Here is a 24,393-nt window from a genome sequence, read left to right as displayed (position 1 = left end):
GAAGATGCTCTGGGCGTTTCTGATCTGTGCTCTAGGGGTTCTGGGTCTAATCGGACGCTTAGGGTATCTCATGATTTTTCGCTCAGAGCATTATGGCGTTATGGCGGAAGAGCTTCATCAGCGGGAGAGAGACATTAAAGCGGCCCGAGGGACGATTTATGATGCGAACGGGCAGGTTTTAGCGACGAACCGGACGGTTTGCACCGTGTCGGTGATACACAATCAGATATCGGATCCGGATGAGGTCGTCCGTGTGTTATCGGAGCAGCTTTCTGTGGATGAGGACAAGGTACGAAAGGCAGTAGAAAAGTACTCGGCCAGAGAAATCATTAAAACGAACGTGGACAAAACCACTGGCGACGCCATTCGTGCATGCAATCTGAATGGCGTGAAAGTAGACGAGGATTATAAAAGATATTATCCATACGATACTTTGGCCTCTAAGGTCCTGGGATTTACCGGAAGCGATAATCAGGGAATCATTGGGTTGGAGGTTATCTACGAGGAAGAGCTGAAAGGCTTGGACGGTCAGATCTTAACTATGACGGATGCAAAGGGAGTGGAACTGGATGGAATGGCGGAAGAGCGAGTGGAGCCCATCCCCGGAAATAATCTGGTTCTAAGTCTGGACGTCAATATTCAGCAATATGCGGAACAAGTGGCAAAGAAGGTCATGGAGGAAAAAAATGCAAAACAGGTTTCCGTGATCTTGATGAATCCCCAGAACGGAGAGATTCTGGCTATGGTAAATGTGCCGGAATTCAATCTGAACGATCCCTTTACTCTGAATTATGAGTTGACGGAATCTGTATCGGCGGAGGAAAAACAAAACCTGCTGAACAAGATGTGGAGAAACGCCTGCATCAACGACACCTATGAACCTGGTTCCACCTTTAAAATTATTACCATGGCGGCGGCTCTGGAAGAGAATGTAGTCAGTTTGAATGACAGCTTTTTTTGTCCGGGCTACCGGGTGGTGGAGGATCGAAGAATCCGCTGCCATAAGGTGCAGGGCCACGGGGCGGAAAATTTCCTGCAAGGCGCTATGAATTCCTGCAATCCAGTATTTATCGACGTGGGACTGCGCCTTGGGGTCGACCGGTATTACTCCTATTTTGAGCAGTTTGGACTCAAGAAAAAGACAGGGGTAGACCTTCCGGGCGAAGCGGGAACTATTATGCACCAGAAAGAAAATATGGGCGAGGTGGAATTGGCGACCGTGTCTTTTGGCCAGTCCTTTCAGATCACGCCTCTCCAATTGGTTACTACCGCAGCCTCCTTGGTAAATGGCGGCCACCGGGTGACGCCGCATTTTGGCGTGAAGGTGGTGGGAAATGACGGAGAACTCAGGAAAACCTTTACATATGAGACAGAAGAGTCTATAATCTCAGAGGAGACCAGTGAAACGCTCCGCTATATGTTGGAGAAGGTCGTCTCAGAGGGAACTGGAAAAAAGGCTTATTTGGAAGGATATACCATCGGCGGAAAGACGGCCACCTCGGAGAAACTTCCCCGGCGTTCGGGGAAATATATTTCCTCCTTTCTGGGATTTGCCCCAGCAGAAAATCCACAGGTTATCGGTCTGATTGCGATCGATGAGCCGGAGGGGATTTATTACGGAGGTACGGTAGCCGCGCCTGTAATGGCAGATATTTTTGCCAATATTTTGCCATATCTGGATATTAGCCGAAATAATACGCTTGGAGTGGAAGAATGAACAGAGATGTGATTGCAGCAGTCCTGATCGCTTTTGGAGTTAGCGCCGTGCTTTGTCCCGTGCTGATTCCATTTCTAAAGAAGTTGAAATTTGGCCAGCAGGTCCGGGACGACGGCCCGCAGGCCCATCTGAAGAAAGCCGGGACGCCGACGATGGGAGGCTTGGCTTTCCTGGCCAGTGTGATCGTGACGTCCCTGGTTTTTGTGGGAAAGTATCCCCGCATCGTACCGATTCTGTTTTTGACGGTCGGATTCGGTATTGTGGGATTTCTGGACGACTACATAAAAATTGTGATGAAGCGGTCGGAAGGACTGAATCCGGTACAGAAGCTTTTGGGGCAGCTGGTGATCACCGGTATCTTTTGTGTCTATATGATAAAATACTCCGGTCTTGGAACCGTCATCCATATCCCATTCCTTGGCATGGATTGGGATATGGGATGGCTGTATGTTCCGATGCTTTTTATCGCTGTGTTGGGAACGGACAACGGAGTGAACTTTACCGATGGGCTGGACGGGCTGTGTACCAGCGTGACCATTTTGGTCGCTACCTTTTTTACCGTGGTGGCGATGGGAGAGGCGAGCGGCATTGCCCCTATAACGGCGGCTGTGGCGGGAGCGCTCCTTGGATTCCTGCTCTTTAATGTTTATCCGGCGAAAGTGTTTATGGGGGATACCGGGTCCTTGGCGTTGGGCGGTTTTGTAGCCGCTACGGCGTTGATGCTGCAGCAGCCTCTTTTGATTCTGATTGTTGGATTTATCTATCTGGCCGAGGTGATTTCGGTTATGATTCAGGTGACTTATTTCAAGAAGACCCATGGAAAACGGTTTTTCCGTATGGCTCCGATTCACCACCATTTTGAACTGGGCGGATGGTCGGAAACGAGGGTGGTCGCGGTATTTTCCATCGTGACGACGATACTTTGCCTGATTGCATATCTGGGCGTTTGATGGACGGAGGATAACGAGATGAAGATAGAAAAATCAGTTTTGGTGGCGGGAGCCGGTATCAGTGGAAAAAACGCATGCCGCCTTTTGATAGAAGAGGGCGTGCGGGTGATTTTGTATGATGGAAATACGGAACTGTCGGAGGGACCGATTCGGGAAGAACTGGGAAATCCGAGAGATTTTACATTGGTTTTAGGGGAACTGACAGGCGCGGTATTGGCGGAGGCAGAGCTCTGCGTCATCAGTCCAGGAATTCCTATGGACGCGCCGTTTGTGCGGCAGATTCAGGCCGCAGGCATTTTGATTTGGAGCGAGATCGAACTGGCTTACCATGTGGCAAAGGGGCGTCTGGCAGCGATCACTGGGACCAATGGAAAAACGACGACCACTGCTTTAACGGGAAAAATTTGCGCGGATTGGCAATCCTCGGTTTTCGTGGTGGGAAACATCGGCAACGCTTATACAAAGGAGGCGGCCCAAACCTCGGAAAACAGTATTACGGTGGCGGAGGTCAGCAGCTTTCAGCTGGAAACCATTGATCAGTTTCATCCGCAGGTCAGCGCTATTTTAAACATTACGCCGGATCATTTAAATCGTCATAAGACCATGGAGAATTATGCGGTGGTGAAGGAGAGCGTGACGAAGAATCAGACGGCGGATGATTTTTGCATTTTGAATTATGAGGATGCGCGCCTGCGGACTTTTGCGGAACAGGTCGCGCCTAAGGTGCGGTTTTTCAGCAGTAAACGAGAACTTTCCGAAGGCGCTTATCTTTCGGGGGAAGATATTTTCTTGCGATTGGATGGAAAAAAAATTTTTGTCTGCAATATCCATGATTTAAATCTCCTTGGCGTGCATAACTATGAAAATGTAATGGCGGCTGTTTTGATTGCCGTTAGTCTTGGAATACCGATGGAGTCCATCCAAAAGAGTCTCCGGGAATTTCAGGCAGTGGAGCATCGGATCGAGTTTGTAGAGGAAAAAAATGGAGTCAGGTATTACAATGATTCCAAGGGAACCAACACGGACGCAGCGATTCAGGCGATCAAAGCGATGGTGCGCCCGACTGTTTTAATCGGCGGCGGATATGATAAAGGCTCCGAGTATGACGATTGGATTCAGGCGGCGCTGCCCAAAACGAAGCACTTGATTTTGCTGGGAGCGACGGCGGAGAAAATTGGGAAGACAGCAGAAAAGTATCATATTCCCCAAATTTCTTATGTGGAAAGCCTGGAGGAAGCGGTAAAATTAGCGGCAAAAAGCGCGGAACCTGGGGACGCGGTACTTCTATCGCCGGCCTGTGCCAGTTGGGGAATGTTCCCGAACTATGAGGTCCGCGGGCGTATGTTTAAGGAGCTGGTCCGGGCTCTGTAGAGGAAAAGTAAAGGAGCGCCATGGAAAAAGAAAAACAGGCAAACAAAAAGAAAAAAAGCTTTTATGATTACAGCCTGCTGTTTGTAATCATCTTTTTGTCGTGCTTTGGTCTGATTATGATTTACAGTACCAGTTATTACACGGCGCAGCTAAAATTGGGAGACAGTACCTATTATTTGAGGCGGCAAGCCATGATCCTTCTAGGCAGCTTTGCCGTTATGATTTTTATTTCCAAAATTGACTACCATTTTTGGACGAAATTTGTGGTATTTGCCTATCTTGCCTCTGTGATTATGATGGTGTTGGTTAACTTTACGCCTCTGGGGCGGGAAGTTAACGGAAAGAAGAGGTGGCTCGGTATCTCAGATAGTATTTCTTTCCAGCCCACGGAGTTTGTAAAGATCGCATTGATTTTGGTCACGGCCTGTGTAATTGTACGGTTGGTGTCGCAGATCGACAATTGGCGGGTCGCGGCCGTGGTGTTTGGTCTGGCGATTCCGCCGGGATTATTGGTATTGATGAATAACCTGAGTTCCGGTATCATTATCTTTGGCATTGTTTTTGTGATGTATTTTGTGGCCAGCAAGAAGACCCTGCGCTTTGCCATTTTTGTCGGCGGTTTTCTTGCCCTGGCATTTCTTGCAATTCCTTTGGGAGAACAGCTTGTGAAAGCGGGCGTTCTCCAATCCTATCAGCTAGACCGAATCCATGTCTGGCAAAATCCGGAGGCATTTGCATCGGAAGGGGGCTTTCAGGTACTCCAGGGACTGTATGCCATTGGTTCCGGCGGCCTTTTTGGCAAAGGGCTGGGGAACAGTATACAGAAACTGGGGTTTGTGCCGGAAGCCCAGAATGATATGATTTTTTCTATTATCTGTGAAGAACTGGGACTCTTTGGCGCGGCCTGCCTGATGCTCTTGTTCCTGTTTATGCTGCACCGGTTTTTGATCATTGCAAACAATGCGCCGGATCTTTTAGGCGCTTTGATTGTAACGGGAGCCATGGGACATATTGCGATTCAGGTGATTCTGAATATTGCGGTGGTAACAAACTCTATTCCCAATACGGGTATCACGCTTCCTTTTATCAGTTATGGAGGTACATCGCTGCTCTTTTTGATGGCGGAAATGGGGCTTGTCCTGGGGGTTTCCAATCAGATTACGCTGGAAACACTGTAAAGAGGAACGTCAGGCGAAGTCCGTGCATAGGATGAAATATATTCTCCTTAGGGAGGGAGTTTTTTGTCCGGGATAGGAATTGAGGGCGGCTGTTGTCTGACAGGCGAGATGGAAATACAAGGCTCAAAAAATGCGGTGCTACCGGTTTTGGCAGCATCCATTTTACATTCTGGCGTGACGGTGTTTACTCATGTGCCGGATATCGCGGATGTTCGGGCAAGCCTTGAAATATTGGAACTGTTGGGAGCCCGGACGGAGTTTCGGGAGCATTTTGTGCGGATTGATGCGACGGGAATCATTCCCAGGGAGATTCCGAAAGCATTAGGGGAAAAAATGCGTTCCTCCGTACTTTTTTTAGGTCCGCTTTTAGCGCGCTTTCGGGAAGGGATTTTATACCGGCCGGGCGGCTGCGCCATCGGAAAACGGCCGGTAGATTATCATTTGGCAGGGCTTTCCAGGATAGGGGCGGAGCTTGAGGAAGAGAGCGGACGAATTCGCGCTTCGGCGAATCATCTGGCGGGCGGTACGGTTATGCTGCCGTATCCCAGCGTCGGGGCTACGGAACAACTGCTCCTAGCTGCCTGCGGGGCCGACGGGCCAACGCAGATTCTTGGCGCGGCCAGGGAACCGGAAATTGTCACGCTTTGCCGGTATTTAAAGATGGCCGGAGCGGAGATTACGGGTGAGGGAAGTTCAGAGATTGTTATTCGGGGATTCCAGCCAGTGCGAAGAGAGATTCGTTTTCGTATCCCTGGAGATCGGATTGCGGCGGGATCCTATCTGGCCGCGGCGGCAGTTACAAAGGGGCGGCTCTATATAAAAGGCATTCATCCCAATCATCTGTGGGCTTCTATCTGCGGTTTTCGCAGTATGGGATGTGAACTTCGGCTGGAACCGGAAGGCATTCTTTTATCTGCTCCGGAACGTTTGACGGCGCTGCCGTTTCTTTCGACGGATCCTTATCCAGCTTTTCCCACTGACATGCAGTCGGCCTTCCTTTCGATGATGGCTGTGGCGGCGGGAACAAGCGTGATGAAGGAAAATGTTTTTGAAAAGCGGCTGGCCATGGCCGCGGAATTGAACCGGATGGGCGCTGATATCCGGGTAGATGGAAATCAGGCGTTTTGCACGGGAGTGGAACGGCTCCATGGAACGACGGTATATGGAACGGATCTTCGAAGCGGCGCAGGGCTGATAGCGGCTGCCTTGGCAGCTGATGGAATTACGACGGTGGAAGGCTTTGAGTATGTGGAGCGAGGATATGAAAATATGATAGAGCTCCTTCAAACTCTGGGTGCCAGGGTATGGAGAATAACGGAGTGATGGAATGAAAAAAGCACTGACGAAAAACAGAAAAATAGGAATAGCTGTATTTTTGACAGGGGTCGTGTTGATAACGGCCCTTTTGTCCGTGCGTGTTCAGCAGATTTCGATTACCGGAAATGAGTATTATAGTCAGGACGAGCTGGAGAGCCTGCTTTTTCCGGGACGGATGGACCGGAGCCCTCTGGTGATCTGGGTGCGTCAGAAATTGGGGAAAAAACCGGCGATTCCTTTTGTAGAAAAGTATACGGTGAATTTGACGGGTCTTACCAGTGCGGAAGTGCTGCTCTATGAAAAGAGCATGATTGGATATGTAGAATTTATGGGAAGCTATCTGTATTTTGATAAAGACGGAATGATTGTGGAGAGCGCTTCCGAACGGTACGGGACTTTACCAAAAGTGACGGGATTGGACTTTGATTATGCAGTGCTGCATCAGACGCTTCCAGTGAAAGAGCCGGGAGTCTTTGCGGAGATTCTACAGATTTCCCAGTATCTGGAGGGAAAGGAGATTGTCTGGGGAGAGGAAACCGTTCCGTTGGGAGAACTGCTGGATCAGATTGGTTTTAGCAGCGATGGGGAGATCATTTGCGGTTTTGGGGAGATAAAAGTGAAACTGGGAGGAAAAGAATTCTTGGAGGGAAAACTCCGGGAAATGAAAGACATTTTGCCGCAGCTATATGGGAGAGCAGGCACGCTCTATCTCGATACCTATGATGAAAATGAAGCGGATCCCAGTTATATTTTTAAATGAATGTCCAGATGAGATACAATCCTGATAATTTAGAAGAAAAAAGATGAAAAAACTACGATTTTATTTCCTGATTTCGCGTTTGGCTTAAGAAAAATTTATGAAAAAACTGAGGGATAGCACTTGATTATTTTTCAGAAATCAAATATAGTATAAGGTACGAGTATATGAATTTAGGACAAGAGAATGAACTTGCAAGGAGGATATAGAGTTGCTGGAAATCAAGATTAACGAGTCCGAGAGCGCGGCGAAGATTATCGTGGTAGGCGTCGGTGGCGCCGGAAACAACGCGGTCAATCGGATGGTCGATGGAAATATTGAAGGCGTAGAATTCATCGGCATCAATACAGATAGACAAGCCTTGCAGATGTGCAAAGCTCCGACAGCGATTCAGATTGGCGAGAAGTTAACCAAGGGGCTGGGAGCTGGCGCGCAGCCGGAGATCGGCATGAAAGCGGCGGAGGAGAGCGAGGAAGAGCTGACTTCCGCGTTAAAGGGAGCGGATATGGTCTTTGTTACCTGCGGTATGGGAGGCGGTACCGGAACGGGCGCCGCGCCGGTGATTGCCCGGATTGCAAAGGATATGGGAATTCTGACCGTCGGCGTTGTGACAAAGCCGTTTCGTTTTGAGGCGAAAGTTCGTATGCAGAATGCTTTGGATGGCATCGAGCATCTGAAAGATAATGTGGACACGTTGATCGTAATCCCGAACGATAAGCTGTTGGAGATTGTAGACCGCCGTACGACGATGCCGGAAGCTTTGAAAAAGGCCGATGAGGTTCTGCAGCAGGCTGTCCAGGGTATCACGGATTTGATCAATGTACCGGGATTGATTAACCTGGATTTTGCTGACGTACAGACGGTGATGACCGACAAGGGAATCGCTCACATCGGTATCGGCAAAGCGAGGGGCGACGATAAGGCCATTGAGGCGGTGAAGCAGGCAGTTTCCAGTCCGTTGCTGGAGACCACGATTCAGGGCGCTTCCCACGTGATTATCAATGTGTCCGGCGATATTGGCTTGATGGAGGCCAATGAGGCGGCTACCTTTGTTCAGGAACTGGCCGGCGATTCTGCGAATATCATCTTTGGCGCAATGTATGACGAGACCGTTCAGGACGAGGCTACGATCACGGTGATCGCCACCGGATTGGCGGATAAGAATAAAGAGCAGCCTGCCGGCAAACCGGCTTCCACCTTGAGCAAACCGACCTTTAAGGCCACGGCTCCGGTGATGAAGAGCTTGACGAAACCGGAAGGTGAGGCTGCTGTTTCGGAGGAAGAAAAGCCGATTCCCCATACTTTTGTTCCGAGAAAGCCGGTGAAGGCGCCGGAAGCCACCATAGAAGTAAAGAGCATCAATATCCCCGACTTCTTAAAAAGATAAAATGAGGTAAAACAAACCCGCTGTTTCAAAAAGAGACGGCGGGTTTTTGCTTGGGTAAAATACGAGGCGTCCTGTCGAATTCTTCCGATAAAAAAGATTGTTTTACCATGCTTTTTTGACAAACTTCGCAGCTTCTTTCCGCTACAATAGTCCCATGCGCTACACAGTCTATTTGGATTTGCTGTTTCTCGTAAATTTCACCATGGATTTGTGGATTCTACTGTTGGAGAAAAAGCTGCTGAGGCTTTCCGCTACCGGTTTGCGTCTGGCGATAGGAGCGGGGCTTGGAAGCGGTTGGATTTGTCTTCTTGTTCTGGCGCCTTTGCCGCCTTTATTAGAACAGACAGCCTCTTTTCTTGTGGCAGCTGTGGGAATCCAGTGGGTGACATTTTCGATACATAACGGGAAAACCTTGGCGAAATCTGTCGTGGTTTTCTATTTTTTCGCTTTTTTGTTTGGAGGGATTTTTTCTGCAGTTGCGGAGAGAACGGGAGGGATCCCGGCTTCTCTTTTGGTCTGTGGCGGAAGCCTGATTGGATTTGGTCTGTTTCTTGGCATTTCCTGGATTCAGGAACGACGGAATCCATCGTTGATTCCGGTTGAACTGACCTGGAAAGGTGTCACTCTGAAATTAAAAGGGCTGGTGGATACGGGAAACGTACTGTATACAAAGGATGGAAAGCCGGTTCATGTGTTAGATGCCTCTGCGGCATCTCCGTGGAAATGCTTTTCCTTGGACGGAGTAATATGGGTTCCTTTTCGCAGTGTCGGGAAGGAAAATGGGGTGCTTCCAGCCATCGTTGCGGATACCATATGCTTGGGAGAGGAACGAGTGATATCCGGGCCAATTGTTGCATTTTCCAAATATCCTGTGAGCGAGAACAACCGATACCAAATTTTAATCCATTCACAGGAGGCTTTGCCATGAACGTAGATACCGCCGTCTCAAAATCCCCGCTTTCTTTTTCTCTCTTATCTGGCTTTCGCAGACTGTTAATGCAGTCTCAGGGAGAGATTCATTATATTGGCGGGAGCGATATCTTACCTCCTCCGCTTTCCGCGGAGAAGGAAGCGGAAGCAATCGATGGCCTGACTGCCGGTGATGAGGCGGCAAAGTCACTCTTGATTGAACATAATCTGCGTTTGGTCGTTTACATTGCGAAAAAGTTTGACAATACCGGCGTAGGAGTGGAGGATTTGATTTCCATCGGAACAATCGGTCTAATCAAGGCAGTAAATACCTATAATCCGGGAAAGAAGATTAAACTTGCTACCTATGCCTCCCGCTGCATCGAAAATGAAATTTTGATGTATCTGCGAAAGAACAATAAAACCAGATTGGAGGTTTCCATTGACGAGCCTCTAAATGTGGACTGGGACGGCAATGAGCTGCTTTTATCGGATATTTTAGGAACAGATGAAGATGTGATTACCCGCAATATGGAGGATGAGGTGGAGCGGCGCTTATTAAAGAATGCGATTTCCACATTGACGGCCAGGGAGCGGACGATCATCGAGCTTCGATTTGGATTGGAAAAAGAAGACGGCGATGAAATGACACAGAAGGAAGTGGCGGACCTGTTAGGTATCTCGCAATCCTATATTTCCCGTCTGGAAAAAAAGATTATCAAGCGTTTGAAAAAAGAAATTGTACGATTTGAATAGATATGCAGGCTCCCTTTCGATGGGGAGCCTTTTCTTTCGATTTTCTTTCGAAGTTTTTCCGCCTTTCTTTTCTTTCAGAAACCAATTTCTTTTTGCTTTCTCTGATATCCTTCTCTTATTAGAAAAAGAAGAGATTTTCATGATAAGAGAAAGGAGGGATACAGATGAACGTCCGAAGCGCTGCCTGAAACCTCTTGCCATGGGCCGGGGCGGATGATATACTTTCCGAGAGAAAGATGATGAGGGGGAAAAGAAATGGAGCAGTATCATATCCTGGTGGTAGAAGACGATAAAGAGATTCGGGACGGGGTAGGAATTTATTTGAAAAATCAGGGATACCAGGTGTTCCCGGCGGAAAACGGAAAAGAAGGTTTGGAAGTATTGGAGAGGGAAACAATTCATCTGGCGATTGTTGATATTATGATGCCTGTGATGAACGGGATTACGATGACGATGAAGCTTCGGGAAAAATATGATTTTCCGGTCATCATGCTTTCTGCCAAATCGGAAGAGATCGATAAGGTGACAGGTCTAAACTTCGGCGCCGACGATTATGTGACCAAGCCTTTCGCTCCTCTGGAACTTTTAGCGCGGGTAAATTCTCAGCTTCGCCGTTACGCGCGCTATCTGAAATTTGCCGGCATGGAAGAGAATAAGCACATCCACGTGGTAGGCGGTTTGGAACTAAATGAGGAGACCAAAGAAGTGATAGCAGATGGAAGGCCGGTGCGGCTGACGCCTCTGGAATTTAAGATTTTGTCACTGTTGATTCGGTCTCCCGGACGGGTTTATTCCGCAGATGAGATCTACGAGAGAGTCTGGAATGAAAGGGCTATTGCGACAGAAACGATCATGGTCCATGTAAGGAACATCCGGGAGAAGATTGAACTGAACCCGAAGGAGCCAAAGTACCTGAAGGTTGTATGGGGAGTTGGATATAAAATTGAAAAACAATAAAAAAGGATTAAAGGCAGTCATCTGTTGTGGATTGATGCTGATACTGGGCGGGATTTTGGTTGGCTTTTATCCGCTTTTTTCAGAACAGATGGAACTGCAGGCAAAACAGGAAGCTTCCGGATGGAGCGAACGCCAGGCCGCCATTCAGGAAGACGCATGTCTCAGTTATCTTAACCGCGTATATTCCGGTTCTTATGGCTTATATTGGCAGCTGATGCAAAAAGAACAAGGAAGGGTCATTTTGCCTTCGGAATTGCTTTTTTCTGATGTAAAGCATGACATGGAGGATGGGCTTCGGGAAAGCTTTGATCAGAGTTTTGAGTCGGTTTATACAAGTCTAATGGAGATAATTTCTGAGAACGGCGGAAAATATCTTATTCTAGATGAAAAGACCGGGGATAAGTTGACGAATACCAAGGAAGATTTGTCAAAAGTGGGAGATGGGCAAGCGCCGGATTCTGGCGATTTGTACTATGCGGCTCTTCACTTTTTGGAATCAGGCGAGGTAGAGGTACCGGCCCTTTCTATGGGAGACTGGTCCGTGGAAAAGGGAAGAGAGCAATTATCTACCAGTACAGCCCACCATATGCTGGGTTATCTGGGAGAATCCAATTTGCGCGCTTATGAGGGGCTGATAAAAGGGCCAAGAAATGTTTTGGTCGTGGTGACCTTTCCTCAAAATCCGGCAATCAACGGCAGGTATCTGAATGAGATGGAAGACCCTTATGAGCTGTACAATAGAACCGTCAACAGTGGAGTGGGGATTGCGGTCCTGGCAGGGTTCGCTATTTCTACGGTGTTGGCGCTAGCGCTGCCATTTTGGCGTGGACTTGGCATCGGGACGGGGAGGCTGGCCAGAATTCCTCTGGAAGTGATTTTGCTCCTTGGAATGTTTTATATGGGAGCGGGGGATTTGGTTCGATCTCTATTCCTGCTGCTTGGCAAGACTTTAGATGGCAGCATGGCGGAAGCTTTCGTGGAATCTGGGTTCTGGAATTTCAGTTTGCAGACGGCGTGGAACGTGTTATACGGAGTCCATATTTTGTTGTGGGCAGGTATTTTTGGCCTCTGGTTTTGCCTTGTTTTATCCCTGCGCCGTATCTTTACAATCGGCGTGAAACAGTATCTGAAAGAACAATGCTGGGTGGTCCGGGCTTGCCGATGGACTTTGAGTAAAATCCGATGGATGTTTGAAAAACTGGAGCAGATGGATATCACACAGCCGGGAAATCGAAAGCTGCTCCTTCTCTTGGGAGCGAATGCACTGGTTTTAACCGTACTTTGCAGCATCTGGTTTTTTGGGATTTTTGGCGTTTTGATTTATACCGTGATTCTCTTTTTCATTCTGCGGCATTATCAGGATCAGTTTCGGCGAAAACATCAGATTGTACTGGATGCAGCAAAAGAAATGGCCGAGGGAAATCTGGACGCAGTAGTGACGGAAGAGAATTTGGGAACCTTTGAATCCTTGAAGCAGGAATTGATTCGAATTCAGGCAGGTTTCCGAGTGGCGGTGGAAGAAGAAGCTCGCAGCCAGAATATGAAGACAGAGCTGATTACCAACGTGTCTCATGATTTGAAGACACCTTTGACAGCGATTATCACCTATATCAATCTTTTGAAGGATGGAAGCGGTACAGAAGAGGAACGCAGGGGCTATATTGAGACTTTGGAAAAAAAGGCGGCCAGATTGAAGCGATTGATCGAAGATCTTTTTGAGGTCAGCAAGGCGACCAGCGGAAATTTAAAGGTTGAGAAAGAATCCGTGGACTTGGCGGAGCTGGTCAGACAGGCGGCTTTCGAGATGGAGGAACCGTTGGCAGAGGCGGGAATTACCTGTCGGCTTCATATGCCGGATGGAAAGGTATGTCTGCCTTTAGACAGCGGAAAAACCTTTCGGATTCTGGAAAATTTACTGGGAAATGTGGCAAAGTACAGCATGCCGGGCACGCGGGCTTATATCCTTTTAGAGGACCTTGGAAAGCAGGTCCGCCTGATCGTAAAAAACGTCTCGAAAAACGAACTGGAAGAAGATCTGGACTGGCTGAAAGGACGGTTTGTCCGCGGCGACAAGTCCAGAAATACAGAAGGTTCCGGCCTGGGACTAGCGATTGTGGAGAGCTTTGTTAAAATCCAAGGAGGAAGTTTTTCTATCGAGGCGGACGGTGATATTTTTAAGGCAATGGTGATGTTCCAAAAAGAAAAAAACGAAGAAATCAAAGAAGAGAGACCTTGACAAGGCCTCTCTTTTTTAGAGCTTTTTTCAATGGAATTTTTACCGGAAAAAGGAAACGGACACACTGGAAAAAACGGAATAAATCCCCTCAGAATCGTGCATGATTTATAGTAGAAAAAGGAAATCCAAAAAGGAGGAGGAGAATGTATGGCTGCTTATAAAGTAGAGATCTGTGGGGTCAATACGTCCAAATTGCCGCTTCTAAAGAATGAGGAGAAGGAGGCTTTATTCCAACGAATTCTGGCTGGCGACAAAGAGGCAAGAGAGCAATACATTAAGGGGAATCTGAGATTGGTGCTCAGTGTCATTCAGCGGTTTTCCGGCAATGGGGATAATATGGACGATCTGTTTCAGATCGGCTGTATCGGTCTGATCAAAGCAATCGATAATTTTGACGTGACGCAGAACGTCAAGTTTTCCACGTATGCCGTGCCGATGAATGAGGGAGGTAGAAAAACACACATCCTACCATAGCGGTCAGCCCCTCGGCAGCGGGAACGGAAAGCCATACTCCGGTGATCCCCGCCAGAGAAGATAGAAGAAATGCCAATGGAATCAAGAGAATCAGTCCCCTTAGCAAAGACAGGATATGGGCAGGGAGTGCTTTTTCCACCGACGAAAAAAAGGTAGAAGCCACGATGTTAAATCCGGCAAAGGCCGCGCACAAGAAATATAGTTTAAGCCCTTTGGCTGCAATCGCTTGCAGCAGAGCGTCATTCCTGCTGTTGAAGATCCGGGCAACTGGGTCGGCAAAAAGGAAGACGAGGAGATAAAGGAGGCCGGAGAGGAGCAGTACCGTAAGCACGGCATAACGCAGTACTCGTTTGACAGTGGTTTTTTCCTGGCGGCCATAGGCTCTGCTGATCAGCGGCTGAACTCCCTGGGCAATTCCGGTATAAATTGCAATGACGACGAGAGAAAGATTGGCAATGATTCCGTAAGCGGCGACGCCGATATTTCCCTGCAGCCCTAGAATGATAAAGTTAAAGACAATCATTACGATTCCGGAGGAAACTTCCGCCAGAAAGGAAGGGAAGCCAAGAGACAGAATCTTCGGCACCAGGGAAAACTTTGGCCTGGATTTTTGGAAAAAAAGTTGGCTGCGCTTCTTTCTCCAATGTCCGGACAGAATGCTTAGACCGATCAGCGGGGCGAAGCCTGTCGCCAAGACCGCGCCAAAGATCCCCATGTCAAAAGGAAAGATAAAAATGTAGTCGAGAACAATATTGGACAGACTTCCGGCGAGCATGGCGATCATAGACAAACGGGGATTGCCATCGTTTCTGACAAAGCAGAGGATAATATCATTGCACAAAAAGGCAGGGGAAAATAGAAGAATGACCTTTAGATAGGTATTGGTCATCGCAAATATTTCCGCGTCGGCGCCCAAAAGAGCAGTGATTGTTTCGGAGAGAAAGAGGCCGGCCAGTACAAACAGCGCTGCAAATAATCCGCCCAGATATAAGGTATTTACGAAGAGTTGGTTTGTTGATTGGGAAGATTTTTGCCCTTTTTGAATCGAGTAGTTGGTGGCGCCGCCCATCCCCAGCATGAGTCCGCTCCCGTGAATGCAGCTATAGACCGGAATCGCCAGATTAAGGGCGGCCAGTCCGTTTGCGCCCAGTCCCTTGGAGATGAAGTAGGTATCCGCCAGGATATAGCAAGACAGCCCAATCATACCAAGGACGTTGAGCGATGAATATTTGGCAAACTCCCGAAAGCATTGCGATCTTTCCATGATATCTTCCTCATTTCCTATTGAATAATAAAAGCGCTGGAGTTTCGTATCTTCAAAGGCCTAACGATACGAATTCCAACGCTGCTTACCCGGCGGCAAGAAAATTTATAACAGATTCTATTGTGCTGAGAGTCAGTATAGCAGATCAGAATACTTATGGCAAGCATTTTTTGAAATGGGCATGCGGATATTTTTGAGAATTTGCTCTTGACTTAAAGTTGGCTTTAAGATATATAATTACGATAAAATAAGGATACCTTCAATTGAAGGGGATATAAGCCAATTAGAATAGGAGGATTTTCCATGAGTAAAAGTTTAGTTGCTTATTTTAGTGCAAGCGGAGTGACAAAAAGGTTGGCGGAAAGATTGGCGGAGGAAATCGGCGCGGATTTGTTTGAGATTGAACCGGAAACTCCTTATACCAATGCGGATCTGGATTGGCAGGACAGCAGAAGTAGAAGCTCTGTTGAAATGAACGACAGAAGCTGTCGTCCGGCCATTCATTCAAAAGTGGAAAATATGGGACAGTTCGATGTGGTATTCGTCGGATTCCCCGTGTGGTGGTACAGGGAACCTTCCATTATCGATACTTTCATGGAAGCCTATGATTTTAGCAGAAAGACGGTTGTTCCTTTTGCAACATCCGGTGGGAGTCCGATCGGCAATTCTGGCAAAAATATGGAGGCGTTAGCGCCTGGGGCAAAAGTAACAGCCGGAAAGAGATTGGCGGCAAATGCATCCGGGAAGGAACTCGCCGCTTGGGCCTCAGAGTGGCTGTAAATGATAGCAGAAAATAAAATATCGAATTACGAAAAAATGAAAAGAAATATGGCGGCCGTGTTTTTGCAATACGATCAGGAAAAAATGATCCGAAAGTTTTTGCTGGAATATGCCCAAAAATATCTTTTTATTCCTTTTGCGGGGAGGCAATACCGCATTAATCGTTTTACAGGCGTTGTAAGTTGGTCAAATGATTCTTTTCAAACAGAAAAGGAAGCAGATTATAATGAAGCTATGACCATATACGATGTGCTTTGCTATTCTAAAGAGAACTGTCATCTTGCCCATGAATGGGTAAATGTAGGCAGCCTTTCTACGATTCAAAGCGGCGCTTTAGCGAAAACGGGGAACTTTTTTCAAAACGCTGGGGAATATTTTGATGGGAAGGCGGATGTTTTGGCTCATGCATGCGAGGCTCTTCGGGGAAGAAAAATAAAAAGAGGGGATGTGGCTTATGAACTTGAGTTGTTCCCTTTTCTTCCGATATTTCTGTGTTTTTGGGAAGCGGATGAGGATTTTCCCGCGAGTCTGCAAATTCTAATAGATAAGAATATCTTGGATTATATGCACTACGAAACTCTCATGTTTGCGATTACACATATGCTTAACCAATTAAAAAGTAAATGCGAAGAGCTTTGTCCAGTAAAAGCAGAATAAAAGAAGCAGCAGAATATGATAGACTTTTGATTCATGTGCGTGCACAGAATAATGTTGGCAAAAGCGGGCATAATTTTCTTAAGCTATAAAAGAAAAGGAGCCAAAAGCGAGCCATGATTGAATCCGATACCATAAAGCTGCTGCGGGAATGTGATGCCGGTATTAAGATGGGGGTTGCATCGATTGATGACGTCCTGGATTATGTGCATGACGGGACGCTGCGTGAGCGCCTTGTGGATTGTAAAAATGAGCATGATAAGCTGAAAGAAGAAATTCAGAATCTTTTAGATCAATATCATGATGATGGAAAAGAGCCCAATCCGGTGGCAAAAAGCATGTCATGGATGAAAACAAATGTGAAACTGGTTATGGATGAATCCGATGAAACCATTGCCGATTTGATAACGGACGGCTGCAATATGGGGGTAAAGTCTCTGAATCGATATCTGAACCAATATAAAGCCGCCGACGAGAAAACAAAGGATATTACAAAACGGCTGATAAATCTTGAAGAGAAATTTGCTGTTGATATCCGTGGTTTTTTATAAATTTATCTTCCATTGACAAAGAAAAAAGCAAGCATTGAAATCCGAATCCACCTGGAAAAACGGATATCAATGCTTGCTTTTTTCTGATTTTATCTCCATGGACAATAGCCTTTGGTTCTTTTTAATTTAAGAGATAGATAGAAAGGTTTAAGTAACCGGCAAATGTTACCCATAGAAGATATGGGATCATCAGATACCCGGCCGGCTTTGATATTTGGTAGAAGAGAATGGTTGTTAACAAAATCAACAGCCACAACAATACAAGCCAGATAAACGCAAACAGATATAGCTCCAAATTGAAAAAGATAATTGACCAGAAAAAGTTAAATACAAGTTGAATCCCATATACGGTCAGAGCAGTATCGCTTGGCTTTCCAGACGTAAGTACCAGATACGACGCGACTCCCATAAGGATATACAGGATCGTCCAGACCATCGGGAACAGCCAGCCCGGCGGAGCGAGAGCAGGTTTGTTGATAGATGCGAATGTTTCCATACTGTTTTGTGTCAGAAGCGAAGATAAGCTGCCGACGGCAAGCGGTATGGCAAGACAGGTAATCAGGTTTTTCCATTGAATTTTCAAAAAATCACCCCTTACTACCGTTATGATTGGTTTTGCCTTTTTATTCTATCTTATAGCGCTCCATAGCTAAAAGCGGGAAATGTAAAACCGGCATGATTTGTCATGCCGGTTTTCCTAGAAAAGACATATAATTTTTATCAGCCTTCGCCGCGTGCGGAAAGAAAGATGGCGTCAAAGCCCGCGGCAGGCGGAGAATTTCGTAGGAAAAAATTTTTCTTATTCGCGTTCGCGCAGTTCGCCGGAGCGATATGCGGCTAGAAGCTTTTCCAAATCGCTGATTTGTTCTTTCAAGCGTTTGCCATTGTCTGTGTCGGAAACCGTTTGCCGTTTTGTCACCTTCTCCACAACGAAGATTTCCGAGTGGATATCGCTGCCGGTCCGAATGGCGTCTTCCGTGGAAGTAAAGGGTTCGTGGTAAACCAGCTTCAAACCATAGGAGTTGGAGATCAGCGTATACCCAGCGATACCGGTTGTGGACTGGTAAGCCCGCGAAAAACCACCGTCGATCAGCAACAGTTTGCCGCCGCATTTAATCGGAGACTCGCCTTTTTTCTGCTTCACGGGCACATGGCCGTTGACAATATGGGAATCCTCCGGTTCCAATCCAAACTCTTCGAAGATGTGATTGACGACGGCCTCATCGTTGTACAACTTATAATAAGGAGTTTTCGGTTCTTCGTGAGCCGCCTTATCTTTGATAAAATAGCGTTCAAAAGTGGTCATGCGCTCTTTTCCGAATAAGGGGGAGGAAGCGCCGGTCCACAGATAGTAAATAATATCCGTAGCGTAGAGCTTTTCCGGACTGGGAGATAAATAGTAAGCTTTGCGGACATAGTTGTCAAACATATCCATCAGCGCTTTGCCCTTATAGGTCTTCCCTTCCAGCGTGACTTCACGGAAACTTCCGTCTGCGTTCAGAGGGATGGAGCCGTGGAAAAGGAGATTATTGTCATAGACCAAATAGAGGCTGCCCTTGCTCAGCAGGAAACGGACATGCGCCTGGAGCTTGGAGCAACTTAAGAAGGACGCTTGAAGCTTCTCCATCAGAATTTCCTCGGCCTCAGTGAGCTTGTAAGGGTCTTTCGGATCTACCGTCGGCAAAGATACGTCGTCTAGATCATAGGTCTGCCCATAAATGGTAAGCTTTTTATTTTCATAGTCAATCTTGTCAAGCAGCAGCCGGTCGTCCATACAAAATTCAGGGTGCCGTTTGATGAGCTGGCCTTCCAGCTTAAATTGCAGGATCGCCACAGCCTTGTGCATCTTGGTGTCCGTGGGAAGATCGGTCTCGTCATAGGTTTTCGGGTCGTACTTGACCTTAAAGCAGGAGCAATCGTCGTCTCCGTAATATTCCAGTGCAAAACGCATCAAAGGAATCAGATTGATTCCGTAACCGTCTTCGATGGTGTCCAGATTTCCATAGCGGGCGGTCAGCCGCAAAGCCGTAGCGATGCAGGCGAGATTGCCGCAGGCTGCACCCATCCACACCACATCATGATTGCCCCACTGGATATCCAAAGAGTGATAATTCATCAGCATGTCCAGGATGATATGAGGACCGGGTCCCCGGTCATAGATGTCTCCGAGGATGTGCAGATGGTTCACCACAAGCCTCTGAATCGTATGAGCAAAGGCGCTCAGGCATTCCGTAGCCCGCCCTGTCCGGATAATCGCTTCTAAAATACCTTCATAGTAATCCGCTTTATCCGTAGACTCATTGATGGCTACAAGCTCTTCGATGATATAGACAAAAGCAGGGTCAATGGATTTTCGAACCTTGGAGCGTGTGTATTTCATGGATACGCGGCGCGTCATACGAATCATGCGGAGAAGCATCGTGCGATACCAATCGTGCATGTTGGTGCCGCTCGCCTGTACCAGTTTTATTTTTTCTTCCGGATAGTAGATCAAAGTGGCTAAATCCGTTTTATCTGCCTGTGATAACTCAAACCCAAATACATCGTCGATCTTGCTGCGAATGGTACCGGAGCCATTTTTTAGGATATGGATGAATTGTTCGTATTCTCCATGGATATCGGTCATAAAATGTTCCGTGCCTTTCGGCAGCTGAAGGATCGAGGATAGGTTGATAATTTCTGTGCTGGCCTTTGCAATGGAAGGAAATTGGTAGGATAAGGTTTCCAAATATTTCTTGTCGTCGTGGGTCATACATACTCCTTTCCCTTATGATAGGATCAAATCTATCTTACCACAAGGATAAGAAAAAAGCTATGAGATTTTCCAAAGAGGAGCATTGACGGGAAGTAAGAAATTGCTTATACTGGACTAGGAATGAAACGAAGTTCCAAGGGATCCTTCCGCAGGAAATACGGGAACATACGCCGACGTAGGACGGCTTACAAAAAGGAGAGATTATGAAGGAAGAAATGCAGAAATTAAGCCAGGATACGATCTGTATCCAAGGGGGATGGCAGCCGAAAAACGGCGAGCCCAGGATTTTACCGATTTATCAGAGCACGACGTTTCAATACGATACCAGCGACTATATGGGGAAATTATTTGATCTGGAAGTAAACGGATATTTTTATACCCGTCTTCAGAACCCAACCTGCGATACAGTAGCGTCGAAAATTTGCGCCCTGGAGGGAGGCGTTGGAGCTGTATTGACGTCTTCCGGGCAGGCGGCGACTTTCCTGGCGTTATTTAATATTTGCGGGGCGGGAGATCACATCATCAGTTCCGCGACGATTTACGGAGGCAGCTCCAATCTGATGACAGTTACGATGAAGAAAATGGGAGTGGAAGTGACCTTGGTGGATCCGGACGCCAGCGAGGAAGAGCTGGAGAAAGAGTTCCGGCCCAATACAAAGGCTGTTTTCGGAGAGACCATCGCCAATCCGTCTCTGGTTGTACTGGATATTGAAAAATTTGCAAGACTGGCCCACCGCCATGGCGTGCCGCTGATCGTGGATAATACCTTTGCAACGCCGATCAACTGCCGGCCTTTCGAGTGGGGCGCCGATATCGTCACCCATTCCACCACCAAATATATGGACGGCCATGCGGCGGCTGTGGGCGGCTGCATTGTGGACAGCGGAAATTTTGACTGGGAAGCCAATAAGGAGAGATTTCCGGGATTGACGACGCCAGATGATTCCTATCATGGAATTATTTATACAGAGCGTTTTGGAAAGATGGCGTATACCATGAAAGCCACGGCACAGCTGATGCGGGACCTGGGAACTTGTCAGTCGCCCCAAAACGCATTCTTGTTGAATTTAGGGTTGGAGACGCTGCACTTGCGGATGCCCCGCCACTGTGAAAACGCCCAGAAAGTGGCGGAATATCTTCTGACCAGGGACGAAGTGGCCTGGGTAAATTATCCGGGCCTTCCGGACAATAAGTATCATGCGTTGGCGGAAAAGTACATGCCAAATGGAACCTGCGGCGTCATCTCTTTCGGCCTGAAAGGTGGAAAAGAAGTGGCGGTTCGTTTCATGGATCACTTAAAACTTGGCGCAATCGTGACCCATGTGGCGGACGCCCGTACTTCCGTACTGCATCCGGCCAGCCATACGCACCGGCAGCTAAATGAAGAGCAGCTGATTGAGGCGGGAGTACAGCCAGATTTGATTCGCTTTTCCGTAGGAATTGAGGGTGCAAATGATATCATCGCGGATATCGATCAGGCGTTGGCGGCTAGCAAAGCCTGAGGAACAGGAGGAATTTTATGAAGAAAATGAAACAAGTGATTGCTCTTTTCCTGGCCTGTCTGCTTACTGTCGCAGGCCTGGCGGGCTGTGGGGAAAAGGTGACGGCGGAAGAATTGCTTGACGCCATGAAAGCATGCTGGGAAGAAGCTTCTGCCATGTCAGCCAAGATGGAGATCGACGGGACAATGTCCGTATCCGTCAGCGGCATCTCCATGGATATCGGGATTCAGCTGGATGGAAAGATTCGGAATGTAAGGGAAAAGGGAAGCGTTCTGGATATGGACCTAGAAGTATCTGCCGCTGGACAAAATCAAAAGCTTGCCATGCAGGTGATTACGCTGGAAGACGGAGACCAGACGAAAGCATATCTTTGCCAGGATGGCGTTTGGAGTTACAGTGGAACTGAGCAGATAGCGAAAACGGACGATCAATTTTCCCAGCTGCTGAATGATAAGATGGAATGGACCTTGGAAAAGGACACGGAGGAGGTCGAGGATCAGGAAGCATACGTTCTCGTTGCCACGGTAAGCGGAACGGATTTGTTAAGTATTGTTTCCGATATGGCCGAGATAAGCGATGAACAGTTGACGCAGCTCGCAGACGGTGTTGATTTCAGCAAGTTGAATATCGATGTGGTCTGGTTCATCAGCAAATCAGATAAAACGCCTTTAAAGATGGAATTGGATCTGGGAGATTCCCTGACAAAGCTCTTTGAGGGTACGGAGTTGGACGGCACGAAGATGGATCTGAGTGTTGAGATCGCGGACTTTGACTTTGAGGCGTCAAAAGAGATTAAGGTTCCGGATGAGGCGCTTGCAGCGGAAAATCCGACGGAACCGGCGACTCAGACCCCGGAAAGCGTTCCGGCTGATCCAGGAAGTTCAGCGACTCAATCCGCGGAAGAGGATTATGAGCGGGCAGCAAAAGAAGTTAACAATACCGGAACATTCACCGTTTTGGATACCTATCCTGGCGCCAGCATGAGCGGTTCTGTGCCGTCTGGTTATAGCTGCAGCTATGCCTCCGATACGATGGTTAGTTTGATGGATGATTCCTATGAGACGGACATCACTTATTCGATGCAGGGGAAGGGCTTATACAGCGAAGAGGATGTAATCGAGACAGCAACGGGGTGGGTCGACTATATGAAAGAAGATTCCGCCTCTTATAAAGACGTGCAGATGTCAGAGGTGCAAAAGGAGACAATCGGCGGGAAAGAGGTATCCTATATCTCTATTAGCTACGTGATGTTTGGAAATACAAAGTATCAAGAATACTATGTATGGTTAGAGGGCGAAAATGCCTTTGGTATAGTAGAAATCGATACGACCAAAACAGATGCGGCGGCACAAGATGTGATCGCTCCTTTTGTGGAGAGCTTGACGATTTCGTAAAAGGCCCTATTATGGGATGATATTTTAAGATGGAAAGCGGGAATGGAGACATCAGCGTTGTTTTCTCTGTTCCCGCTTTGCAGCGTTTAGCCCTCCGGTCATGTGCCTGGTTCCGTCTAAAAAGCAGGCTCTCTTTACCGCGTCTTCCCCGAATTTGCTGCGGATTTGATCGACCGCGTTATCCAGTTTGGCAAGTTTTTCTCTTTTTTCCGGGTTGTCAAAAAGACTGAATTGATGGATCTCTTCCTGGCATAGCCTGGAAGTCTGAACGCTTAGCAGGCGGATGGGCTGCTGTTCCCACAGTTGGTCGAACAGCGAGCAAACTTCCGCATAAAGTTCCGACGTCACATCTGTGGGAGAATCCAGGGTGGCCTGATGAGACGTATTGATAAAGTTGGAAGAAACAATGGAGATCGAAACGCGGGCAGCCTTTTTTTGATCGGCCCGCAATCGCGCCGCTACGGTTTCCGTCAGGGAGAGCAAAATTTGTTTTGCTTCTTCCGCTCTGGTGACATCGTGGGAAATGGTGGTGGAATTGCCGTAACACTTGGTTTCTTCTGGCTCTGCCAGCACCGGGGTATCATCCATTCCATTGGCATAGTGCCAGATCGTTTCCCCGTGCTTTTTTAGATGGGAGCGCAGGATAGACAGGTCGGTAACGGCCAGATCACCGATCGTGTGGATACCGAGACTTTTTAGCTTCTTTTCCGCGGATTCCCCCACAAAATAGAGTCGTCCTACTGGCAAAGGCCACATTTTTTCTTGGATTTCTTCTGGGAAGAGCGTATGGACTTTGTCCGGCTTTTCAAAATCAGAAGCCATTTTGGCCAAAAGCTTATTGGAGGAGACACCGATGTTGACCGTGAATCCCAATTCTTTGTGAATGGTATCTTTCAAGTGGACGGCGAAGGCAGCCGGAGGGCCATAAAGGCGTTCGGTACCAGTCATATCGCAGAATGCCTCGTCGATGGATACCTGTTCCACGATAGGAGCGAAGCGGAGAAGAATATCAATAAAAGCTTTGGAATACCGCACATAGAGCGGAAAATCCGGCGGAACGACGACCAGTTCCGGACATTTTTGGCGGGCATGAACCAAGGGTTCACCGGTGCGGACTCCATATCTTTTCGCGGGAATCGACTTGGCCAGTACGATTCCATGGCGTTTTTCTTCATCCCCTCCCACGGCGGAAGGGATTTCACGCAAATCCACAAGGGATCCCTGTTCCTGTATTTGATGAACCGCTTTCCAGCTTAAAAATGCAGAATTGACATCCACATGAAAAATGGTGCGCTGCCGCATTGCTTCTCCCTTCCTTATTCTCATTATTTTTTCTTCTAGAGAAGTGTCTTGTCTCAGATTTTAAGATTAGTATATCAGCACATCTGTTCGATGTAAAGGGTATTTTTCAAAATAAGCAGGGTTGTCCTTGTCAATGGAAGGTATCTTATGCTATACTACGAACAGATCAAATATTCTTTTGC

The 24,393-nt window shown here is 47.5% G+C and carries 20 protein-coding genes and 1 pseudogene; 17 read left to right on the top strand and 4 right to left on the bottom strand.

Annotated features, from left to right (window positions below; all coding sequences use genetic code 11):
• Nucleotides 1-4 precede the first annotated feature (4 nt).
• The 12 genes and pseudogenes from ACCC71_RS09180 to ACCC71_RS09125 form a co-directional block, all read left to right on the top strand.
• Nucleotides 5-1,717, top strand: coding sequence for a peptidoglycan D,D-transpeptidase FtsI family protein (locus ACCC71_RS09180; protein ID WP_434311835.1), 1,713 nt, complete (start codon nt 5-7; stop codon nt 1,715-1,717).
• Nucleotides 1,714-2,667, top strand: coding sequence for a phospho-N-acetylmuramoyl-pentapeptide-transferase (mraY, locus tag ACCC71_RS09175; RefSeq protein WP_434309326.1), 954 nt, complete (start codon nt 1,714-1,716; stop codon nt 2,665-2,667). The genes ACCC71_RS09180 and mraY overlap by 4 nt, the downstream gene beginning before the upstream one ends.
• 18 nt (nt 2,668-2,685) lie before the next feature.
• Entirely contained in the window at nt 2,686-4,038 is a 1,353-nt protein-coding gene (gene murD, locus ACCC71_RS09170) for a UDP-N-acetylmuramoyl-L-alanine--D-glutamate ligase (RefSeq protein WP_434309325.1), read from the top strand.
• 20 nt (nt 4,039-4,058) lie between these two features.
• Complete coding sequence (locus tag ACCC71_RS09165; protein ID WP_434309324.1) at nt 4,059-5,216, top strand: FtsW/RodA/SpoVE family cell cycle protein; 1,158 nt, start codon at nt 4,059-4,061, stop codon at nt 5,214-5,216.
• A 63-nt stretch (nt 5,217-5,279) separates the two neighbouring features.
• The gene (gene murA / locus ACCC71_RS09160) at nt 5,280-6,539 is read left to right on the top strand and encodes a UDP-N-acetylglucosamine 1-carboxyvinyltransferase (protein WP_434309323.1); all 1,260 of its coding nucleotides are present in this window, start codon (nt 5,280-5,282) and stop codon (nt 6,537-6,539) included.
• A 4-nt stretch (nt 6,540-6,543) separates the two neighbouring features.
• Complete coding sequence (locus ACCC71_RS09155) at nt 6,544-7,293, top strand: cell division protein FtsQ/DivIB (protein WP_434309322.1); 750 nt, start codon at nt 6,544-6,546, stop codon at nt 7,291-7,293.
• A 208-nt stretch (nt 7,294-7,501) separates the two neighbouring features.
• A complete protein-coding gene (ftsZ, locus tag ACCC71_RS09150; protein ID WP_434309321.1) occupies nt 7,502-8,677 on the top strand; it encodes a cell division protein FtsZ in 1,176 nt (391 codons plus the stop codon).
• Between the two features lie 154 nt (nt 8,678-8,831).
• Nucleotides 8,832-9,605, top strand: coding sequence for a sigma-E processing peptidase SpoIIGA (locus tag ACCC71_RS09145; RefSeq protein WP_434309320.1), 774 nt, complete (start codon nt 8,832-8,834; stop codon nt 9,603-9,605).
• Nucleotides 9,602-10,342, top strand: a complete 741-nt coding sequence (sigE, locus tag ACCC71_RS09140; protein ID WP_434309319.1) for an RNA polymerase sporulation sigma factor SigE — start codon at nt 9,602-9,604, stop codon at nt 10,340-10,342. Before ACCC71_RS09145 ends, sigE begins: the two co-directional genes overlap by 4 nt.
• A gap of 255 nt (nt 10,343-10,597) precedes the next feature.
• Complete coding sequence (locus ACCC71_RS09135) at nt 10,598-11,299, top strand: response regulator transcription factor (protein ID WP_434309318.1); 702 nt, start codon at nt 10,598-10,600, stop codon at nt 11,297-11,299.
• Entirely contained in the window at nt 11,286-13,535 is a 2,250-nt protein-coding gene (locus tag ACCC71_RS09130; RefSeq protein ID WP_434309317.1) for a sensor histidine kinase, read from the top strand. The genes ACCC71_RS09135 and ACCC71_RS09130 overlap by 14 nt, the downstream gene beginning before the upstream one ends.
• Nucleotides 13,536-13,682: 147 nt before the next feature.
• A pseudogene (locus ACCC71_RS09125) lies at nt 13,683-13,973 on the top strand (sigma-70 family RNA polymerase sigma factor); the annotation flags it as partial.
• Here the strand turns inward: ACCC71_RS09125 and ACCC71_RS09120 are convergent.
• Complete coding sequence (locus ACCC71_RS09120) at nt 13,945-15,273, bottom strand: MATE family efflux transporter (RefSeq protein ID WP_434309316.1); 1,329 nt, start codon at nt 15,271-15,273, stop codon at nt 13,945-13,947. The pseudogene ACCC71_RS09125 and the gene ACCC71_RS09120 overlap by 29 nt on opposite strands.
• A 303-nt stretch (nt 15,274-15,576) precedes the next feature.
• Between ACCC71_RS09120 and ACCC71_RS09115 the strand changes: the two genes are divergently transcribed.
• The 3 genes from ACCC71_RS09115 (at nt 15,577) to ACCC71_RS09105 (ending at nt 17,258) form a co-directional block, all read left to right on the top strand.
• Entirely contained in the window at nt 15,577-16,053 is a 477-nt protein-coding gene (locus ACCC71_RS09115) for a flavodoxin (protein WP_434309315.1), read from the top strand.
• Nucleotides 16,054-16,710: a DUF3786 domain-containing protein gene (locus ACCC71_RS09110; protein WP_434309314.1), complete on the top strand. Its 657-nt coding sequence runs from the start codon at nt 16,054-16,056 to the stop codon at nt 16,708-16,710.
• A gap of 113 nt (nt 16,711-16,823) precedes the next feature.
• Entirely contained in the window at nt 16,824-17,258 is a 435-nt protein-coding gene (locus tag ACCC71_RS09105; RefSeq protein WP_434309313.1) for a hypothetical protein, read from the top strand.
• A gap of 121 nt (nt 17,259-17,379) precedes the next feature.
• Here the strand turns inward: ACCC71_RS09105 and ACCC71_RS09100 are convergent, their stop codons facing one another.
• Both ACCC71_RS09100 and ACCC71_RS09095 read right to left on the bottom strand, forming a co-directional pair.
• Nucleotides 17,380-17,841, bottom strand: coding sequence for a TspO/MBR family protein (locus ACCC71_RS09100; protein ID WP_434309312.1), 462 nt, complete (start codon nt 17,839-17,841; stop codon nt 17,380-17,382).
• 216 nt (nt 17,842-18,057) lie between these two features.
• Entirely contained in the window at nt 18,058-20,010 is a 1,953-nt protein-coding gene (locus tag ACCC71_RS09095) for a fructose-1,6-bisphosphatase (RefSeq protein ID WP_434309311.1), read from the bottom strand.
• Nucleotides 20,011-20,228: 218 nt separating this feature from the next.
• On the opposite strand from ACCC71_RS09095, the gene ACCC71_RS09090 reads away from it, so the two are divergent.
• Entirely contained in the window at nt 20,229-21,515 is a 1,287-nt protein-coding gene (locus ACCC71_RS09090) for an O-acetylhomoserine aminocarboxypropyltransferase/cysteine synthase family protein (protein ID WP_434311834.1), read from the top strand.
• A 17-nt stretch (nt 21,516-21,532) separates the two neighbouring features.
• A complete protein-coding gene (locus tag ACCC71_RS09085) occupies nt 21,533-22,909 on the top strand; it encodes a hypothetical protein (protein ID WP_434309310.1) in 1,377 nt (458 codons plus the stop codon).
• Between the two features lie 51 nt (nt 22,910-22,960).
• Here the strand turns inward: ACCC71_RS09085 and ACCC71_RS09080 are convergent, their stop codons facing one another.
• Complete coding sequence (locus tag ACCC71_RS09080) at nt 22,961-24,235, bottom strand: DNA polymerase Y family protein (protein WP_434309309.1); 1,275 nt, start codon at nt 24,233-24,235, stop codon at nt 22,961-22,963.
• Between the last annotated feature and the right edge of the window lie 158 nt (nt 24,236-24,393).

The sequence above is a fragment of the Hominifimenecus sp. rT4P-3 genome (assembly GCF_051055405.1).
GTDB lineage: Bacteria > Bacillota > Clostridia > Lachnospirales > Lachnospiraceae > Pseudolachnospira.
The sequence above is the reverse complement of the archived record's forward strand: the minus strand, read 5'-3'. Positions and strand labels throughout refer to the sequence as shown.

Coding starts and splice junctions, on each gene's coding strand:
- ACCC71_RS09115 (WP_434309315.1), top strand. CDS start 15,577: ATGAGTAAAAGTTTAGTTGCTTATTTTAGTGCAAGCGGAGTGACAAAA.
- ACCC71_RS09135 (WP_434309318.1), top strand. CDS start 10,598: ATGGAGCAGTATCATATCCTGGTGGTAGAAGACGATAAAGAGATTCGG.
- ACCC71_RS09155 (WP_434309322.1), top strand. CDS start 6,544: ATGAAAAAAGCACTGACGAAAAACAGAAAAATAGGAATAGCTGTATTT.
- sigE (WP_434309319.1), top strand. CDS start 9,602: ATGAACGTAGATACCGCCGTCTCAAAATCCCCGCTTTCTTTTTCTCTC.
- ACCC71_RS09080 (WP_434309309.1), bottom strand. CDS start 24,235: ATGAGAATAAGGAAGGGAGAAGCAATGCGGCAGCGCACCATTTTTCAT.
- ACCC71_RS09180 (WP_434311835.1), top strand. CDS start 5: ATGCTCTGGGCGTTTCTGATCTGTGCTCTAGGGGTTCTGGGTCTAATC.
- ACCC71_RS09105 (WP_434309313.1), top strand. CDS start 16,824: ATGATTGAATCCGATACCATAAAGCTGCTGCGGGAATGTGATGCCGGT.
- mraY (WP_434309326.1), top strand. CDS start 1,714: ATGAACAGAGATGTGATTGCAGCAGTCCTGATCGCTTTTGGAGTTAGC.
- ACCC71_RS09095 (WP_434309311.1), bottom strand. CDS start 20,010: ATGACCCACGACGACAAGAAATATTTGGAAACCTTATCCTACCAATTT.
- ACCC71_RS09120 (WP_434309316.1), bottom strand. CDS start 15,273: ATGGAAAGATCGCAATGCTTTCGGGAGTTTGCCAAATATTCATCGCTC.
- ACCC71_RS09085 (WP_434309310.1), top strand. CDS start 21,533: ATGAAGAAAATGAAACAAGTGATTGCTCTTTTCCTGGCCTGTCTGCTT.
- ACCC71_RS09165 (WP_434309324.1), top strand. CDS start 4,059: ATGGAAAAAGAAAAACAGGCAAACAAAAAGAAAAAAAGCTTTTATGAT.
- murD (WP_434309325.1), top strand. CDS start 2,686: ATGAAGATAGAAAAATCAGTTTTGGTGGCGGGAGCCGGTATCAGTGGA.
- ACCC71_RS09145 (WP_434309320.1), top strand. CDS start 8,832: ATGCGCTACACAGTCTATTTGGATTTGCTGTTTCTCGTAAATTTCACC.
- ACCC71_RS09110 (WP_434309314.1), top strand. CDS start 16,054: ATGATAGCAGAAAATAAAATATCGAATTACGAAAAAATGAAAAGAAAT.
- ACCC71_RS09090 (WP_434311834.1), top strand. CDS start 20,229: ATGCAGAAATTAAGCCAGGATACGATCTGTATCCAAGGGGGATGGCAG.